Below are 18,969 nucleotides of genomic sequence, written 5' to 3' on the forward strand. Positions count from 1 at the left end.
TTCAAAAAAAGTTCAAAGCTGAGCAATTATAGAACAATATGGCTAATTAAGCGGCAGTAAAGGCGGATTTTTGTACTAACCCACTGCGCAAAAGCCATGCGAAGCGTCTAGGCTTATAGTTAAATGAATTAGAAACTCAGAGCTTTTGCCCTATGGTAGTCACTCGACATCTATTAATAGTTGTCATCGTTACACTATTAGTTGCGTGTTCCGAAGATCCCTCTTCGACCAACGCCGGATTGCCGGAACCTAAGATACCCATTCATAAGTTAGAAGAAGGAGAAGCCAAACGCCTAATAGAAGAGTGCCTCGATAAATTAACACTCGATCAAGAAGAGTATTCCAATAAGATGGAAGGACAATTTGAAGCCATCAGTGAGCATACCGATGAATCTTATCGAGGTCGCGTCCCCTCAAGTAGCTACGCATCGATGGAAAAGCGGCTCAAACAATTTGTACGATTTCGAACATTAAACTTAAGTTTTGCCTATTGGGGTTCGGAGAGAACGCCCGAAGGGCATCTATCTCGCTATGTCTTGGTAAGGCACTGTCGAACCAACGGTCGAACCATCACAGATACGCTACGCTCAGGAAAAATTAAACTCGCTCGCTGAACGATGTCTCCTTTTATCGGTCGAAGACTAGAGATTCAGCGATTGTCGGTAGATTTCTGAGACAGATTCGCTTAGTCTTTGCACCCTTAATTTAAAACTAATAACTAAGCACCTATATATATGATGAAAAAACTAATTGCTGCGGTCATTTTGCCTTTTACTTTATCCGCACAGGCTACCGTTGTAGAAATACAAACAAACTTAGGCACAATCGAAGTCAATCTATTTGATAATGCAACTCCAGAAACCGTGGAGAATTTCTTAGCCTATGTTAACAACGGATCATATAACGGTTCTATTATGCATCGTTTAGAGCCAAACTTTGTATTACAAGGCGGCGGCTATGTTTATAACGGCAGTGATACCTTAACCGGCATCGAAACTGCGCCCCCAGTTGTTAATGAACCCGTCTACTCAAATGTTCGCGGAACCATTGCGATGGCGAAGCTGAGCGGCAACCCAGACAGCGCAACCGTTCAGTGGTTTATCAATCTAGAAAATAACAGCGCAAACTTGGATGTTCAAAACGGTGGTTTCACAGTATTTGGGCAAGTCACCGCTGGAATGGATATTGTCGATACAATTGCTGCTTTTGATATCTTCAATTTTGGCGGCTCGCTCGGACAACTTCCGCTACGCGACTACACTGAAGAAGACTTTAATGGCGATCCAGACAACAACATTGATCCTGTCACGCCAGACAGCACCAACTTTATCATTGTTGAAAATTTAGTCATCACCGATGCAACGGTAGATACAGCTAGTGGACTTAACCCCACTCCCAACACTTTAATCGATAACGTCAGTGAAGAGCCTTTCTCAGAATCGACTAAAACCGGTGCAATCCCCTTATCGGCATTGCTTTTATCTATTTTGGCTTTTTGGCGTCGTCGCGTTTAGACGCAGACTGCTCTTTATTGGCCATTGGGGCGTTTCGAATTCGCCCCAATGCCTTCTCTAGAACCCCTCGTGTTTTACCTGATACTTTACCTTCTGAATATTCTCGCTTGATCACCTGTTCAATCTGATCAACCAATTGGTCAATACTCACTTCTTCATCATCAGAGTCACGGTGTTGTTCAAATAGGTCAATTTTTCGCTCAGTACGGCGACCAAACGATAAAAGACGATCAAAGTGTTTTCGTTTTTGAGGATCACTCTCAAAGATGTCGACCAGGGTTACTATGATTGAAAGCGGACTTAAAAGAATGTCGCGAATCGCATCTGCCGCCAGCTTCAGTTGAAAAACCCCAAGACGTTTCAAATGATACCAGTTCGATGGAGTCATTGAACGATCAGAGCTTTCGCTGTCTTGTTGATGGGCTTTATTACCCTCTTCTTTCTCTGGGCTTTGTTTCATACTGACTGACACCACTGATTATTCAATATCTTTATCAATCATGATGCTCATTCAGAGCTGATCGATGTTTGGTTGGCAAATATATCAAAAACCAATCAGAAAGAAAGCATCCATTGGAGTCACTCGCTCATACCCCACTAAATATTTGCTCTAATTTCTTTCCTCAAATAAACGCATTTATCCCTTTAAAAACCGTCACTGAATGACTTAACCCGTTGAATTGACGCGTCTTAGTAATAAACGTCGCAATTCGATAAAAGCCTTTGCTCGATCATTCAAACCACTTGAACAACAATGGCTTCACTTGAGCAGCAAGGCATCTTGACACTCAAGGCATCAACCGAATTGTTGCTCGGGTTAAGAGCCAACAGAAGAATGGGAAAAGGAATAACATGAGTAATAAATTATTAATACCAACGTATAGCGGAGATATTCATGCCGTTGCCGTGGAGCAAGCAATCCGTCAAAAAGGACACGATTGCTACCGCTGGCACGCTACGGACTTTCCCACTAAGCAATACATTAACTATGTAAATGTTGGAACCCATTCAGACGCTACATACATCCTCTTAGATGAGCTTCAAGGTGAATTCAACATCGCGGACTTTGACACGGTTTGGCATCGCAGACCTTCTGAACCAGTATTACCAAAAGATCTGCATGAAGGCGATCGCATTCAAGCTCGACGCGAATCCATTGCTCTGGCCAAATCGATTTGGCATTTCGTTAATCCGAACGCTTTTTGGGTGAACCACTTTAATACCGTTTCTTACTCCGGCCTAAAACCACTGCAACTAAAAATTGCTAAACAGGTTGGCTTAAAGATACCCGATACCTTGATCAGTAATCAGCCAGAACAAATTCGTGAGTTTATCAAACTGCATCAAGGGAATCTTATTTACAAACCCCTAAATCAATTGGGTTGGACTGGCGAAGATCGCTTCTATAGTGTTATTACCTCAAAAATATCCGAGGAAGATTTACCGAGCGATGAATACCTACGATTATCGCCAGGTATTTTTCAACCCTATCAAGAAAAAGCCTACGAACTGAGAGTGACCTTTATGGGCAAGATGCCCATCGCAGCAAAGCTTCACTCTCAAGACAATGCAAGTACAGTGATTGACTGGCGTACCTGCTCATATTCGAAAACAGAAATGACCGTAAGCCCTTACCAACTACCTGACAAGATTGTTGAGCAATGCTGGAAGCTCATGCAACAACTCGGCATAGTTTTTGGTTGCTTCGACTTTATTGTCACACCCGATCGCGAATATATCTTTTTAGAAGTCAATCCTATGGGCCAATTCTTGTGGGTCGAAGAGCTAAATCCCGACATTATGATGCTTGATGCATTTAGCGAATTCTTACTCGCTAAGACTGTCGATTTTCAATGGGCACCTTCGAAGTCATCCATAAGATATGAAGGCACACTTAAGCAAACTGCAAATAACTTAAACGCCGATGACCGAAACAGTCATCTAGAGCCAGAACGAACACTATTTCCAACAGATTAAAAAGAATTTGTCGGTTCTCGTATTGAGAGCCGGTAATAACCGCCAATAAGGCAAATTTAACTTTAAGGAGAAAACTTATGTCTAACAAAACTGACAAACAAGAAAATCGCATTTTAGGTCGTATGGTTGCTCGAGAAATCAGCAATGAAGAACTTAAGCAGGTTTCTGGTGCTGCTTCTGGTGGTAGTGGCCATTCTTACAGCGGTCCATTCCTACGTGGCCAAATCGACGATGCAAATCCTACTGATGATTTCTAGTTGATTACACGGGCGCCGAAAGGCGCCCACACCCTTCGTTTGAACAGCTGTGTTTGAAGCAACTGCTTTAAATAAGCTTGCATCTGCTAATTTGGTTTATAACGCATGAGTAACTTATTTCGCCAAGAAGCCATCGAATCTAAGACCGAACGCCTAATCGGCGAAGTCACTATTGCCTCTCAACCACGCTATAAACGTTTCACCCTTTTTACTTCAACGATTTTACTATTCGTCATTTTGATTGCTTATTCTACTGAGTACTCTAAGGTCAAAACCGTTCAAGGCTATATTGAACCAACGTCAGGGGAAATAAAAATCTACGCGCCCATCGATGGACGCATTTCAAATATTTCCATCAGTGAAGACTCCTTGCTAGAAAAGGGGCAGCTCGTGGCAATCATTGACTCCATATACCATTCAAAAGATGTCAGTAATGTCGACCAATTCATTTCTGAAAAGTTATCTGCACAAAAGCAATACATCGAGCAACGAATCATCAACCAAGAACAGCTAAACATTGAAAAACGCATCATCATACAGAATCAGTTAGATTCATTGCTTATTGAAATCGAGAAGTATGAAGAGAAAACATCGGTCGAAAAGCACTTACTCGATATGGCCGAAAAGAAAGTATCACAAGCCAAAAAGCTACGCTCACTGAAACATATCTCTCTACAAGAATTTGAACAGATATCTGAAAAGCATGCTCAACAGCAACTCAGCCATATGAGCGCTCTGCTGGAGCTCCGAACAAAGAAAAAACAAATGCAAACCATGAAAGGTGAGTTAAATCTTTTGAAAATAACGATGGCCTCTGAAATCAATCAACTAAAAGAAAAGCTCGCTGATATTAATATTCAGCAAGCTTCGATACAACGAGAGTCGACATCGAGTTTAATCAGTCCCATCGATGGTCGTGCTACTTCAATGAACATAAAACTGCACCAAGAAGTTAAACGAGGTGACCTACTGTTTACAGTTTATCCGTTAGAGCCAAAATATGAAGCGTCTATTCTTGTGCCTAGCCGGCTTTATGGTGACCTTAAATTGAATCAAGAAATAATGATTAAATACTCAGCATTTCCCTTTAGGCGTTATGGCATTTATAAAGGCCGTATCAAAGAACTGCCTAAGACTATAACTCATCACCAAGACAACAGCAGCCCGGTTTATATTTCAGAGCCGTTTTACCGCGTTAAAGTGGCTATCAATGATCAGTCGTTAAGTTACAACAATGAAACATACCATTTAACCTCAGGGTTGGTTTTTAACGCCGACATTGTTTTATCTAAACAACCATTAATAGAAGCTTTGTTGTTTCCAATATTCGAATCTTTGGACCAATCATGAACGCTCATTTGCCATCCCTCGCCTTTAAGAGAAAGAAGCAAGTATCACTTATTTTGCAGTCTGAAATGTCAGAGTGCTCCCTCGCTTGCTTAGCTATGGTTGCAGGATATTATGGGCACCAGGTTGATCTCAATAGCATGCGATTAAAGTTTCAAGTCACTTCGCGAGGCGCTACATTAGAAAGCCTGATCAGTAATGCTCAAACCCTCAACTTTGCCACTCGAGCGTTGCGACTTGAACCTGAGTTATTTGATCAACTCACGCTGCCCGCTATATTGCATTGGAACTTCAACCATTTTGTGGTTTTATCTGAGTGCAAAGATAATCAATTTACAATTTACGACCCTGCCGTCGGTAAGCGTCAGATTACATTTGAAACCTTGTCTAAAAGTTTTACCGGAATAGCTCTGGAGTTAACTCCACTGCAAAACTTCGAGCAAATAAAAGATACGACTGAACTCAAAGTTTGGCAGCTTTGGTCTAAGGCCAATGGGCTCAAACGGTCTATAGCACAAATACTACTGCTTTCAGTGATCATACAACTCTGTTCAATGATTCTACCATTATTTATGCAGTTCTCGGTCGACAGCATTGTAATTTCAGAAGATATTAAATTGCTTTACGCGCTGGCGCTCGGCTTTTCCCTCTTTGCAGCTATTAAAGTCGGAACCGATTTACTCAGATCACATATCATTATCTATTTATCAAGTCATCTGTCCGTTCAGGTTGGTAATAATATTCTTAGCCATTTAATGTCATTGCCGCTTAAATGGTTTGAAAGTCGACACGTGGGTGATATTGTCTCTCGATTTTCATCTATTTATCCCATCAGAGACTTTATTTCTAAAGGTTTTGTCGAAGCCCTTGTCGATGGCACCATGGTTATCATTTCTTTAATTCTCATGTTTATGTACAGCACAACTTTGGCCACCATTGTTCTTTCTGTAATTACTATTTATGCCATCGTTCGTTCAATCTTTTACACCCCGCTTAAAATCGCTCAAGAAGAGGAGCTTAGCGCAAAAGCAAAAGAAAATAGTAACTTTATGGAGACCATTAGAGCGGCTAAGACCATTAAGGCTTTCAGTAAAGAGGCGCAAAGACAATCATTATGGCAAAGCTATTTTGTGTCAGCGACTAACTCACAAGTAAGATTATTAAAAGTCGATGTTGGCTTTAAAGCGGTGGTCGACGCTCTGCTATCTTTAGAAAGTATTATTATTGTCGTAGTGGGAACACTGTTAGTCATTAATAACCAATTATCGATTGGGATGTTCTTTGCATTCTTTATTTACAAACAACAATTTACGGATAAGTCTGTCACCTTAATTGAGAAATTTATTGAATTTAAGATGCTTAGACTGCACCTAGAAAGATTAAGCGACATTATTCTTTCAAAGCCCGAAAATATCGGTACCAAGGATTTATCCCGCGATCAATTCATACTGGGTCGAATTACAGTTAACGATCTTTCCTTTCAATTTAGTAAAAATGAACCTTTTGTATTCGCTCGTCTTAATTTCGATATTACCCCCGGTGAGTCTGTTGCGATCGTTGGGCCTTCGGGAGCAGGTAAGTCGACGCTGATGAAAATATTGATGGGTTTATTGGAACCTGTTAGTGGTGAAGTACTTTTAGATGGCATGAATGTGAAGACCATTGGAATCACTAATTATCGTCGTCAAATAGCGGCTGTTCAACAAGACGATGAACTGCTTTCTGGATCGTTAGCGGAGAACATTGCGTTTTTCTCAGACAAGATTGACTTTGAGCGAGTTCATCAATGCGCACAAATGGCTGCAATTCATGATGACATCATGCAGATGCCAATGGGTTATAACACACTCGTAGGTGACATGGGTGCCGCATTGTCAGGCGGCCAGAAACAGCGCATTTTAATTGCGCGAGCGCTGTATCAACAGCCGAAAATATTATTGCTTGATGAGGCGACGTCGCATCTCGATGCTAAAACTGAGCGACTAGTGAACGAAGCAATAAAATCTCTCGCGATTACTCGAGTTTCTATCGCTCATCGCAAAGAAACCATTGAGTCAGCGGATCGCATTATTGATATTTCTCGCATTAACAATCCCTCGGCTCACTAATGTACTACAAACCAATGATTTTTAGTTGCCCTGCACTTGCTTAGGCGTCTTTCCAAACTTTGCTTTAAAACAGCTAGAAAAATGTGGCACTGTTGAAAAACCACACTCAAAGGCAACAACTTTAATAAGATCGCCTTGCTCCAATCTTGAATGTGCTTTATTCAAACGAAAATGTCTAAGGTACTCATTCGGAGAATAATCGATTAAACTTTTCAGCTTCCGTTGTAATTGTCTTTCGGAATAACCTAGCGTTAAAGCGAGTTTCGCCGCATTAAACTTGTTATCGCTGTAATGCTCGTCAATCGTTTCATCCAACTTACTCAAAAACCGTTGGTCAATTGAACTGATCTCAAATACATTGTCATCCGTGCCTTGAACATCAACATTTTGCTCAAGCGATTCAACACCTTCGCTAGACAGCCCCACTTGAACGGTTTGTTGGGCAAATCGGTGCCTTAGTATTTCTCGTATCGACAGCAGGTTATCTATCCGGAGTAACAACTCATCTTCATCGAAAGGCTTAGTCAGGTATTCATCGACATTCTTTTGCCAACCTGTCACACGACTTTCTTTATCTCCTCTCGCGGTCAAGAGTATGATCGGAATATGACTGGTTTTTTCATTGTTTTTTAAACTTTCACTGACGGCGAAACCATCCTGCTTAGGCATCATAACATCACTGATAATTAGGTCCGGTATGTGCTCGCAAGCGAGTTCGATTCCTTCTGCCCCATTTTTTGCTGTGATACAGCGATAATTAGTGTTGACGGTTTCTTTTATGTACTCTCGCATATCAGCATTGTCTTCAATCACCAGAATCAATGCGCGATTATCATCATTTTCATCGACCGAAAAGTCGTTGAGGTTAGCGGCAACTTGAGAGCTTTGACCTTTAAGGGACTCTAGCTCTAACTCCACCGCTTCCGAACTCAATATTTCGCTTATCGCTCCTTCAATAGGCGCTTCGATTCTCGGCCAGGTCACTGTAAAAGTGCTACCTTCGCCTAATTGGCTGGATAGTTCAATTGTGGCGTTATGTTGATCGAGTAACTCTTTGACCAAGGACAGGCCGATACCCGCACCGGTAATTGACTCGCTATTTTCATCATTGACACGCTCAAAGCGTTCAAAGATTAGCGACTGTTGTTCGCTTGGGATCCCAAGACCTGTATCTTCAACTAAAAATTCAAAAGATTCTCCTTTTCGGCAAAGTACCGTTCTTATCTCACCGTATTCAGGAGTGTATTTCAGAGCATTTGACAGTAGATTAAGAATTACTTTTTCGACTGACTCTTTTGTCGATAAGCACCAAATGTCATTTTCAAACTCGACTCGAAATTTTATATTTCTTAATAGACAAAGATCTTCAAAGGAGTCGGTAATAAATTTATACAACTGGCTAACCGGAACTGGCTTTCGCTTCATCGCTTTATTTACACGCAGCTTTTCTAAATAAATGAGCTGATCAACCATGCGCATCAAACGAAATGTATTTTTCTTAACTAAGGTTAATTTATTTTTTTTCTCGTTGTCAGGCTCTTGTTCCAGCAGTCTGGTAACTGGACCCAAAACTAACGTGAGTGGCGTTCTAAACTCGTGAGATACATTGGCGAACTCTCGATTTTTTGTTTGCAATAAATGCTCTACATTCTGCTTTTCTTCGGCTAGCTCTCTAGTTCGTAAATCTACCGCTTTTGCCAGCTGATTCGCGCGCATTTGTAGTCTTCTCGTTTTAAAATAATAAAATACCAAGACTATGATGATTGCTGAAAGTAAGTAACTAATTTTTGCGATATTACTTAAATACCATGGAGGCAGTACTTCAATTGAAACTTGATTAAAGTCATTTAACCATCTTCCGCTAAGTGATGATGCATTCATTTGAAGTTGGTAATGGCCAATAGGCAATCGATTCAATACAATAGGTTCTCCAGTTTCAACTTCAACCCATTCATCAATGACGCCTGGTATTCGGTAACGCATTTTAAATGTGTTTGAAAATACATACTCATAACTTGAAAGGTTTATTTTTAATAAGGAATGAGAGTGATTTAGCTGTATTGATTTAAGCTCATCTAACTGAACACCCTGATAAGATCCAATATAATCATAGCGATTGAGCTCTTCATGAAAGCTCAACCCCGAGACCGTTGGATTATTAATTTCTTTGGATATATCGAGGTTTTCAGGATAAAACCAATATAGTCCGTCTGCTCCCGAAAAAACGATGAGCTCACCAGACTGAGAAATGCTCGCTCCCACTTCATAGCTAACATCCTCTAAACCAAAGTCTTCACCAATTTTAAAAAAAGAGTGATCTGCCCAAAGATAAATGCCTTTTTCTGTGCCAGCCCAAATGCGACCTTGATTATCTTTTACAAAACTGTAAGACGATATTGACGAGATCTTCTTGATATTTTCTAGTTCATATCGTTTATTGATAGTTGCAATATAGGTCCCTTTACCAATAATACTGAATAGGTAGTTTCGATTTTCTAATTCAGCAAAGGCATAAACGGTTCCTACATCACCGAGCTCACTGAATGACTGGAATGAACCATTTCTGCGATCAAATTTTACTAGCCCGAAATCGGTGCCTAGAATAAAAAAATCATCTAACGGAGTTATCGTTTGTATTCGATTGATTAATGCAGAGTTAGTACTTGAGTCTCTAAATACGTTAAACGCTCTACTTTTAGGATAAAACTCAATCAGACCTAACATTGAGGCTAGGTAGAGCTTTTCTCCCTCGAGATAAATATTATTAATATTGTTGAAGGCATAATCCTCTAACTTATTACTATTAACGAGTGTAAGCTTTTTACCATTCCATTGATAAAGCCCCACACCAGCGGAGCCGACAAAAACATTGTCGCCATCACCTAATGCCAATGAATATACATTTTGAAACGATTTACGATAGCGTTCTGTTGTTAACAATGAACAAACACCTGATGCAACATCAATTTTGAATACACCGTCATTGAACGCACTAATGAAAACCTGTTTATCTTTTTGCTTGGTAGCATAAATCCCTCGAGTCTTTACGCAAGATAGACTGTCGCTCTCGTAACTCAGGTGTTTGAAAATGGCTTGCTGTCGTTGAACCAACAACATTCCGTCACCTTGAGTGTGAATTCGCAGGGTAAATTCGTCCGCAATTTCGATTCGTTCAATTTTTGGTGGAGGGTCATTCCAAGTTTTTAGTTTAAGTTTTTCGCTAGGGTTTAGATTCTGAGCCTCAATGATTTTGCCTTGAAAGGTGCCAGCGTATAAATTCGACTGATCAATGGCGAAGGTGACAAATCGGTCATCTGCATCGCCAATATCGGATATGCTTAACTTTGCCTTATCTACTCCTAGCAAATAAATTTTTTCATTGGTAGCCACCCAGAGCGATTCTTGCTCGCATTGAATATCAACAATAACCTCTTTCCCAAACTGCTCAACTCTTTCAGCAACATGGCTTTGACTTGTCTTATTAATCTTGAGTAGCCCTTCTGATGTTGCAATAAATAATTGATCACTGTGGCAAGAAAGGACTCGATAAGCATATCCGGTAAAGCCTTTAGGAGGCGCGATGGTTTTGGTCAAAGACAGTTGTTGTGTAAATACACGCGTTTCACCTAGACGATTAGTCACCCACCAGAGATCGCGATTAAAATGACTTCCGATAAAGTAATTGCCGAGCGCATTACTATTCACTTTGTCGGTATAGGCTTGAGATGTTTGATCGGGTAAGTTAACTAAATTGATGCCCGCTTGCGTTGAAACTAACAATTGATGTTGATTAATTGTCAGGTCAGTGATTCGTAAATCGGTAAGATTATTATTTAAGCTATTCAGCGGTTTTAGTTGAACACCGTCGTAATAGTAAAGACCAGAATTCGCACCTAACCAAAGCGCACCAACATCGTCGGACACGGCAGAAGTCGTAAATTCGGGACCGTGAGTAAATGATTGATTAATTCTTTTTGAAATTTCTCCATAGCCATTGCAACAGAACAATACTAGAGAAAACGCCAAATACTTAATTCTATGTAACAAAAACGCAATCCCTTATTTACTGAACATCGACTGAGCCTAACGTAAATTAGGCTCAGAAAAGATGTTTAATCTACAGCTCTGGGTCGATTCCCTGTGGCGGATTCGAACGACAATTTCCAACAGTACATTGAGGTGGAATTCGCGGATCTCTTATCCATTCATCTTCTTTTGCTGAACTAGTCCGATAAAAACCGGCTAATATATTTCCGCTTGAGTCAGTTTGACGACAAAATACGTATTGAACACTTTTCGCACAAACAAAAAAGTCATCATAGGCTACTGTCGGAGATATTGAACTTCCTGTCACGGTCACCAAATTATCACTGCCTAATTGCGTTGTGTAAAGGACATCCCACTGATAGCTATTGTCTGGTTTCTGAATGAGGGTCACGGCATAACCATCGTTAGTATTCACTCGAACGATCAACGACTTGTCGACGAAGAAAAACGGATCAAAGCTTGCGTTACCAACGGCTTGATTAATCGCACCTTGATAAGTACTCGCAAAGTTACTGCTATTCAACCATGTAATATTAGTGGTCGAGGTATCTAAAGTGACTTCAATGACATTCCTAGTAAACATGGTGTAGTCATTTGTGCTCATACTGCTTAGCTGAGAGATGTAATTGGAATAGGCCGTTTGGAAAGCAAGATCGACTGACTCAAGGGAGAAGGAGACCTCTTCAATGAACATAGGCTCATTCGGATTAGAGAAATCCATTCGACGTTGCACGGTTTTGCGAATTTGGCGAATTGAGCCAGCCGTAACATCACCAATGATACTTGAAGGATTAGCATCAACAACAATCATCAAGTTTGGGCTGCCAAAATAGTAGTGGTGCTGCTGTGCTAACTCGATGTAATCTGCATCAGAAACGCAGTCATAGCATGATGCATAGCGAACATTATCTTTAGTCACGAACGCTGATCCACTGCATGCACCAAACACAGCAACCATTAGCACCAGAGAACGAAATAAAATTTTCATAAATTAATCCTTAATATAGCTTTCCGCTGCACAAAATATCTCAGGCAGCGGTACATTAACACAGTTATCCAGCGTAAATATTTACGCGATCACAAAACAACAAACTAACTCGCTTTTGTCGCAGTGAGTTGCGTAAAAATCATACGCCTTCACTAATAGGAAAATTCTCAGGCCGAACGCCTGATTGGAGCAGAAAAATGGAATGATTTTAGGTGAAAAACAGCAGCCCCATCCTTAGACATCAATTCACAATTCGCCGCTATCCTTAGCGTAAAAATCATGGCTGCTGAACTCGGAATGCACTCTACCATCGCAAATTGAATTATCCACCTACTGCGCGTTATCAATATGCGCCATTTCCTTATTAATTTCCGACATTTATTGGTTTTTTCTTTTTTATTCAAAAGGTTATAAATCTCTGTAAATTATACATTCGGCATTCGATAAGCCCTTCTGGGGACTAAAAAAAATAAAAAAGCCGGGTTTTCACCCGGCCTCTTAAGGTACTTATTGAACTTAAGTAAGGGGGTTACTCATTGTCATCATAAGAACCTGTCAGGGAAACGCCACTAAAGGCATTGTAAGCTCGCACCATGACGAACCATTGACCCGCTTGTGGCCCAGCCACGGTAACCGTCTCTTCATTTCCATAACGGTATGGTCGATAGTCGTACTCTGATTGAGTTGGCTTGGCACCATAACGAACATAAACATCGGCATCACCACTTCCACCGGTGATTACAAATTGCGCATTGAGAGCATTGGCCGGAACATTCAATACAAAGTGCAGCTCTTGTCCGGTATCGGCGGCTAAATCGGTACGCGCCTGGCCATTTTGCAATTCATCGTCGGAAGCGTCAGTCACGACAACGGACTGGCTAACACTATCCGAGGCATTGTCGTCATCTGATACGGCGAGGGTTACGGTGTAGGTCCCAGCTTGCGAGTAGCGATGAGACGGATTCGCGTCCGTTGACTGGCTGCCATCACCGAAGCTCCATAGCCGTGACACAATACTGCCATCACTATCGCTCGATTCATCAGTAAAACTCACTGACAAACCGCTTGCACTCGAACTAAAGGCGGCGCGTGGTGCCATGTTATCGCCCGGTGTTTTGTAGGAGGCATTAAATTTCAGGCCACTGTAAGCACGGTAGCCACGGATCATGATGTACCAAGTACCAGCTTGTGGGGTCGCAATATCAACGACTTCGTCATTACCATTTTTATACGGACGGTAATCATACTGACTGGTCGTTGGTGCCGTGCCAAAGCGAATGTAAATGTCTGCATCACCACTGCCACCACTAATCGTGAAGTTTAGATCCGCCGCACCAGCCGGAACGTCCATAAAATAATTCAAGGCTTGATTTTGCGCTGCGGCTAAGTCGGTTAGCTCAGTTGGATTGGCTAACCCGCCTCCAGAAGTCATGGTAACCGCTTGCGTGACGCTATCGGTTAAACCATCATCGTCGGTTACCGTTAAAGTTACGTTGTAGGTTCCAGGTGAGCCGTAAGTGTGCATCGGATTGGTCGCATTAGATCCATTGCCATCGCCAAAGTCCCAACTCCATTGCACGATAGAACCATCGCTATCGCTACTCGTATCGGTAAAAGCCGCGATAAATTGGTCAACTGAAAAGCTAAACGCGGCATTGGGCGCGATACCACCGTTAACGACAGTGACGCTTTTGTTGATGCTGCCCGTTAAGCCATCGTTATCGGTGACGGTCAAAGATACGTTATAAGTACCCGCACTTGAGTAGGTATGGCTCGGGCTAGCTAAAGCAGAACTGCTGCCATCACCAAAATCCCAAGCGTAACTATCAATTGAGCCATCAGCGTCTTGGCTTTGGTCGCTAAATTGCACAGACAACTCATTGGCACTGAACGCAAAGTCAGCTTGCGGAGGATAAGTAACCGCGCCTTGTTTGATCAATTCGCCATCTTCTGCAGCGATTAATGCGGCGATTTTACTCCCGCCTGGGTAATAATCTGGGTTAATCGTTCCCGCGCTCATGTCCAGCGCCCAGTTGAGCGCAAAATCTTGTAGATACACGACGTTGTAATCTTTTGGAGAGCCACATAGCCAGGTAATAATGCCACCGGTTGAGTCACCCTCGGCGTCGGTGTGCTTAGAATTATTGGTCAACTTGATTCCGACAAATGCGCTGGTCAAATCATTTAACGGACCCACCGCATTATTGCTTGAATTGCAAGAGCTGGCGTTGGCCAAAATCGAATAAACCGGACGACCCGCATTCACCATCGCTTGCATTGCATCGCCCATTCCATCATTGGCATCAACAGGATCGAGTAGAATTGCGCCAACTAACTGCTGATCACCTCGCTCCATCAAACGCGCGCCTAAATGCGTCACAAACAATGCACCAGCAGAATGGCCCGACAAGATTAATTGACTAGGTAATGGGTAATTATTGGGCGGCAAAGGCATCGAATCGATCACCGCATCGGCCATGTCACTTGCTAAAGAAGGATTCCCACCCGTCACACTTGTATTCAACGTCAAGACTAAAAAGCCATTGTTCATTAACGTTGTCGCGAAGTGATCCATGTTGCTCTTATTACGTTGAAACCCATGCTGAAGGATTACCCAGGTGTCTGCTTGGCCATCTGGAATATACCAAGTTGCTTGCCGGTTTCCGGCCAGGTTAATCGATTGATTAATTTTCTCTGCTGCATATAAATGATTCTGGACAAACCCTGTAAAGAGTATGCCGAGCACAAATAGGTAACGTGCTGTATTTTTCATTATGTTGGTCCCCATGTTGCTTATTGTTATTTACACCTCAGTTGTCATGTTCAAGTAACCACAAGGGTGATTGGCTTGATTGATTTACCTGAGCTGTATTTGAAATTAACGAGCTTGGGGAAAACTTAACCGTTTATCGAGCAAATGGTTTGCTTAAAAGTCGCAATTAATTAGCGAAAAATCCTCTTACTTAAAATATCTCTAACTGCATTAAATAGAAACGCAATGCTATTTTTACCACTAAAAAATCCTTGAGCTTGTATAGCGAATCCGCAATAAATAGTGATATGCGATCTTTTGCTAAATAATTGCCACTTTTTAGCAAACACCGTGTGTCGCTTTACGTGATATTAGCGCCTACAACAACGAAAGATTTCAAAAACGAAATTTTAAAACAATAATGCATCCCCAGTTGTATAGCCAACTGAAAGGAATCATTTAATACCAATGAGTCATTCATGGCAGCGAAGAAAATAGCTCTGAAAATATCAAACCTTCTAATATGGATGAGTTTCTCACTATCTGCGAAGTTATTCGCCTATACTTCATTTAATGAGACCATTGCCATTGCTCAAAAACTGCAATATCAAGATCCTCATCAGGCGTTATTTTTACTCGAATCAACCCTTGCAAAGTCAAAAGAAGAGACGCTACACGATCGCTTCAATGCTCAATTTCTCATTGCCCAATTACAATTCAAAACTGGCCAATATTTGGCAGCAGAGTCCACCATCGACCAACTCATTGCTGAATATCAACGGCACAAAGATCTCGCACCCTGGATCGCACTATTGGCCATTCAGAAAAAGCTTCACTTACAAAAGCTTGAAGGGGTTGAGCAACTATTAGCATCTCATAGTGCTCGCTATAATCACCCAGAAGCATCACAGCTAAAGCTTTGGTACTTGTATATTGCCGGAAGTGTGAGTGTACGTAAAAACGATTATGACATAGCACTCAAAAGACTAATGCACGCCCTTGAACTGGCACAATCGTTAGGCGACGTGAGTGTCGAACTTGGTATTTACCACCAACTGGTACAACTCTACTATCACATGGGTAATTACGATCATGCGCTGGAGTACAGCAATCAAATGATCACGATTGCAAATGATAATGATGATGCCATGACCGAAGCGGCTGCATTGGCAAATAAAATGAATATTTACTACATGCTGGCGAATAAACAGTGGCATAAGGTTCAAAATGCAGACCCGGCCATTCAAGCTAAGGAACAACAAAAACTAGAGCACTATCGTCAACAAGGTGCTGTATTACAGCAGCAAGTCTTAACCCTTGCTCGGCGTGTTGGAGCTTATCGTGCGGAAGCTTGGGCTTTAGTTGTGCAGCAAAACCTAAGACTCAATGAAGACGATTTTCAAGGTACGGTTGATCTCGCTCTAAAAACCATCGAGTTAGCTGAAAAAAGAAATCTCGAGTATGAGAAAGCTGTTTCATACAACAATATGGCAATTGCCTATCGCTATCTAAACCAACACCAACAAGGCATCGACGCTTTAAAGAATGCTGAAAAGTTCTTTACAAAAACAGATAATCAACAATCGTTGCTTTGGATCTATGAAGACTACGCCATCGCCTATCAACTGAATGGACAACCAGAAAAGGCGTTAGAGTATTACCAGCAATATCATAAAGCCTCTCTCGACCTCGTGAAGAAGACCAACAGTCAAGAAGTTTTAAAACTTCAAGAAGAATTTGCAACCAAAGAAAAAGCGCAAGAAATTGAACATTTGCATCAGAAGTCAGTACTTGCAGCCGAACGTTTAGAAACGGAAAGACTTGGCCGATGGCTACTCACCGTAATACTTATTGCCACCTTTGCGATCTTACTTATGCAATGGCATAAACGTAAGAAACTTAATCGATTGCTACAAAATGAAGCGGCCATGCGAAAAAAGATTAGTGAACTGAGCCAAGCGAAACAACGATTTTTCAATAATATTTCTCATGAGTTTAGAACCGCATTGACCCTATCGATTGGTCCACTCAAACAAATTCAATCGGCCAACGAAAATCTACCCGCATTTGAAAGAGAAGCCATCGAGTGCGCATTAGAAAACAATTTACATATGATGACTTTGCTAGGTGATGTGGTTAACATTGAGCAACTTGATCATGCCCAGCTGCCACAAAATGCAACATGGTTAAACCTACATTCTGAAATCAATCAGTGCTTGCATCGATTTCAATTAAGACTCAAAGATAACTGCATTCAGGTCGATCAACTGCAACTCTCTAAAGACTATGAAGTTTTTTTTGACCGAGGGCACTTAGAGAAAATCATAGCGAATGTCTTATCGAATGCTGTAAAGTTTGCTTATACGAATTCATGCTTACGAATTTCAAGTTATCTTTCAGATAACTTTTTAACGCTCTCGATTGAAGACCAAGGCGCTGGAATTTCAGAAGCCGAGCTGCCCCATATATTTGAACGATTTTATCAAGGAAAGTCTTCCGAAAGCCAAAGTACACCTGGCACTGGCGTTGGGCTATCGCTCGTTAAAGAGCTTATGGACGCACATCAATGCCTTGTCAATATATCGAGCCGAGAAGAGCATGGTACTCGAGTTAATTTGGCATTCCCATTAACCATTGCTCGACCAATCAATCAACAACATTTATCAAAAATCACTTCGGTTCCAGCGCAAAAATCTGTTGCAATAGAATCATTGGTCACGCAGGATGCTTCACAAGCTAGCTCTTCAAATTTCAATAATCTGGCGAAGGATACACATCGACAAAAACCGCCTCTACAAAACTTATCAGAACGAGACTTGCCAGAACGAGACTTGCCAGAACGAGACTTACTAGAACAAGACCTACCAAAACAAGATTTGTTCGAGAGAAATCTACTCGAGAAAAGCCATAATTCAAATAATGACCAACAACAAAAGGTTATTTTAGTCATTGATGACCACCATAAAATAAGAGCCTATATCAAAACAATACTTCAAGATACTTATCACATTATCGAAGCAGAAAATGGCGCTATAGGCTTAGAGCTTGCTGAAAAAATGCAGCCCGACCTAATCATCTCAGATATTATGATGCCAGAGATGAATGGCTTTGAAATGCTTAAAAACCTCCGTTCAAACAAACAGCTTGCCCATCTTTCGCTCATCTTGCTCACGGCATTGGGAGACAAAGAAAATATAATTGCCGGCTTGGAGCAAGGCGCTGACGATTACCTAACCAAGCCATTTGATAGCGACCAGCTCAAAGCGAAAGTATTCAGTATTCTAAATCAGAAACAACGACTATCAGAAGCTTTATTGCAACAGTTTCGCTCAAGCTCTAAATTACAAGCGAAAGATCAGTCACTGGTTAAACACGTTTCATCTCAGGAATCTGAACGATGTAAGAAATTAGAACGTTTAATTTCTCAAAATTTGGGACAATGGGAATTCGATGTTGAACAGATGTTTACTGAGCTAAACATGACTCGAAGCACCTTGTTTCGATACACGAAACGAGTATACGGATGTTCTCCAAAAAGCTTATTGAGAAAGAGACGACTAGAAACTGCGTATGAAATGTTGCAAGAAAACAATGGCACAGTAAGTGAGGTAGCCTATGCGGTTGGCTTTCAAAGCCTTTCAACTTTTAGTAGAGCGTTTAGAGAGCGTTATCAAATCCCGCCGACAAAAATACAAAAAGAAGTAAGCGCAACGGAAATTTAACCACAACATGCGCTTGTTAAATGGCATAACCACCGAATGTACTGATTGTAAATGCAACGTACTTTGCGCCCGTTGACTGCATAGTAAGCAAAGCCATTGAATTTTTCTTCAATAAAAACAAAAAGATAACATTTGGCTCGCTTTCTATGTGGAAAGTATATACTCCAATAATGTCATCTCCGATGTACAGAAGCACCTAAATTAAAACTTCAAGCACCTATGTCAAAATTTAATGCGCCTGCCACGTTCAAAATTAT

The 18,969-nt window shown here is 41.3% G+C and carries 11 protein-coding genes; 7 read left to right on the forward strand and 4 right to left on the reverse strand.

Features of this window, described 5'->3' with window-relative positions; all coding sequences use genetic code 11:
- Positions 1–152: 152 nt before the first annotated feature.
- Positions 153–614: a hypothetical protein gene (locus tag Q9312_RS09425; protein WP_309204356.1), complete on the forward strand. Its 462-nt coding sequence runs from the start codon at positions 153–155 to the stop codon at positions 612–614.
- A gap of 120 nt (positions 615–734) precedes the next feature.
- Positions 735–1,514 carry a peptidylprolyl isomerase gene (locus Q9312_RS09430; RefSeq protein ID WP_309204357.1) on the forward strand — a complete coding sequence of 260 codons (780 nt, stop codon included), beginning with the start codon at positions 735–737 and terminating at the stop codon, positions 1,512–1,514.
- Here Q9312_RS09430 and Q9312_RS09435 read toward each other — a convergent pair.
- On the reverse strand, positions 1,483–1,974 hold the full coding sequence (locus Q9312_RS09435) for a hypothetical protein (RefSeq protein ID WP_309204358.1): 492 nt from the start codon (positions 1,972–1,974) through the stop codon (positions 1,483–1,485). The two genes, Q9312_RS09430 and Q9312_RS09435, sit on opposite strands and share 32 nt — an antisense overlap.
- 392 nt (positions 1,975–2,366) lie before the next feature.
- Here Q9312_RS09435 and Q9312_RS09440 point away from each other — a divergent pair, with 392 nt between their 5' ends.
- From Q9312_RS09440 to Q9312_RS09455, 4 genes are all read left to right on the forward strand, one after another.
- Positions 2,367–3,491, forward strand: a complete 1,125-nt coding sequence (locus Q9312_RS09440) for an MvdC/MvdD family ATP grasp protein (RefSeq protein ID WP_309204359.1) — start codon at positions 2,367–2,369, stop codon at positions 3,489–3,491.
- A gap of 77 nt (positions 3,492–3,568) precedes the next feature.
- Positions 3,569–3,748 (forward strand): hypothetical protein, encoded by a 180-nt coding sequence (locus Q9312_RS09445; RefSeq protein ID WP_309204360.1) that lies wholly within the window; start codon positions 3,569–3,571, stop codon positions 3,746–3,748.
- A gap of 105 nt (positions 3,749–3,853) precedes the next feature.
- Complete coding sequence (locus tag Q9312_RS09450) at positions 3,854–5,098, forward strand: HlyD family secretion protein (protein WP_309204361.1); 1,245 nt, start codon at positions 3,854–3,856, stop codon at positions 5,096–5,098.
- Positions 5,095–7,203, forward strand: a complete 2,109-nt coding sequence (locus Q9312_RS09455) for a peptidase domain-containing ABC transporter (RefSeq protein WP_309204362.1) — start codon at positions 5,095–5,097, stop codon at positions 7,201–7,203. Before Q9312_RS09450 ends, Q9312_RS09455 begins: the two co-directional genes overlap by 4 nt.
- A gap of 21 nt (positions 7,204–7,224) precedes the next feature.
- Here Q9312_RS09455 and Q9312_RS09460 read toward each other — a convergent pair whose 3' ends face one another.
- The 3 genes from Q9312_RS09460 to Q9312_RS09470 all read right to left on the reverse strand — a co-directional run bounded on the left by Q9312_RS09460 (position 7,225) and on the right by Q9312_RS09470 (position 15,011).
- Positions 7,225–11,250 carry a hybrid sensor histidine kinase/response regulator transcription factor gene (locus tag Q9312_RS09460; RefSeq protein WP_309204364.1) on the reverse strand — a complete coding sequence of 1,342 codons (4,026 nt, stop codon included), beginning with the start codon at positions 11,248–11,250 and terminating at the stop codon, positions 7,225–7,227.
- A 70-nt stretch (positions 11,251–11,320) separates the two neighbouring features.
- Positions 11,321–12,238 (reverse strand): hypothetical protein, encoded by a 918-nt coding sequence (locus Q9312_RS09465; protein WP_309204365.1) that lies wholly within the window; start codon positions 12,236–12,238, stop codon positions 11,321–11,323.
- A gap of 529 nt (positions 12,239–12,767) precedes the next feature.
- Positions 12,768–15,011, reverse strand: a complete 2,244-nt coding sequence (locus tag Q9312_RS09470; RefSeq protein WP_309204366.1) for a PKD domain-containing protein — start codon at positions 15,009–15,011, stop codon at positions 12,768–12,770.
- A gap of 458 nt (positions 15,012–15,469) precedes the next feature.
- Between Q9312_RS09470 and Q9312_RS09475 the strand changes: the two genes are divergently transcribed.
- Positions 15,470–18,712 (forward strand): hybrid sensor histidine kinase/response regulator transcription factor, encoded by a 3,243-nt coding sequence (locus Q9312_RS09475; RefSeq protein ID WP_309204367.1) that lies wholly within the window; start codon positions 15,470–15,472, stop codon positions 18,710–18,712.
- Positions 18,713–18,969: the final 257 nt, after the last annotated feature.

Origin of the sequence: Pleionea litopenaei, from assembly GCF_031198435.1 — a bacterium.
Classification (GTDB): domain Bacteria; phylum Pseudomonadota; class Gammaproteobacteria; order Enterobacterales; family Kangiellaceae; genus Pleionea; species Pleionea litopenaei.

Bases quoted from the DNA above. Each gene is read 5' to 3' on its own strand.
- Q9312_RS09425 (WP_309204356.1), top strand. From the start codon at position 153: ATGGTAGTCACTCGACATCTATTAATAGTTGTCATCGTTACACTATTA.
- Q9312_RS09465 (WP_309204365.1), bottom strand. From the start codon at position 12,238: ATGAAAATTTTATTTCGTTCTCTGGTGCTAATGGTTGCTGTGTTTGGT.
- Q9312_RS09430 (WP_309204357.1), top strand. From the start codon at position 735: ATGATGAAAAAACTAATTGCTGCGGTCATTTTGCCTTTTACTTTATCC.
- Q9312_RS09445 (WP_309204360.1), top strand. From the start codon at position 3,569: ATGTCTAACAAAACTGACAAACAAGAAAATCGCATTTTAGGTCGTATG.
- Q9312_RS09450 (WP_309204361.1), top strand. From the start codon at position 3,854: ATGAGTAACTTATTTCGCCAAGAAGCCATCGAATCTAAGACCGAACGC.
- Q9312_RS09435 (WP_309204358.1), bottom strand. From the start codon at position 1,974: ATGAAACAAAGCCCAGAGAAAGAAGAGGGTAATAAAGCCCATCAACAA.
- Q9312_RS09475 (WP_309204367.1), top strand. From the start codon at position 15,470: ATGGCAGCGAAGAAAATAGCTCTGAAAATATCAAACCTTCTAATATGG.
- Q9312_RS09440 (WP_309204359.1), top strand. From the start codon at position 2,367: ATGAGTAATAAATTATTAATACCAACGTATAGCGGAGATATTCATGCC.
- Q9312_RS09470 (WP_309204366.1), bottom strand. From the start codon at position 15,011: ATGAAAAATACAGCACGTTACCTATTTGTGCTCGGCATACTCTTTACA.
- Q9312_RS09455 (WP_309204362.1), top strand. From the start codon at position 5,095: ATGAACGCTCATTTGCCATCCCTCGCCTTTAAGAGAAAGAAGCAAGTA.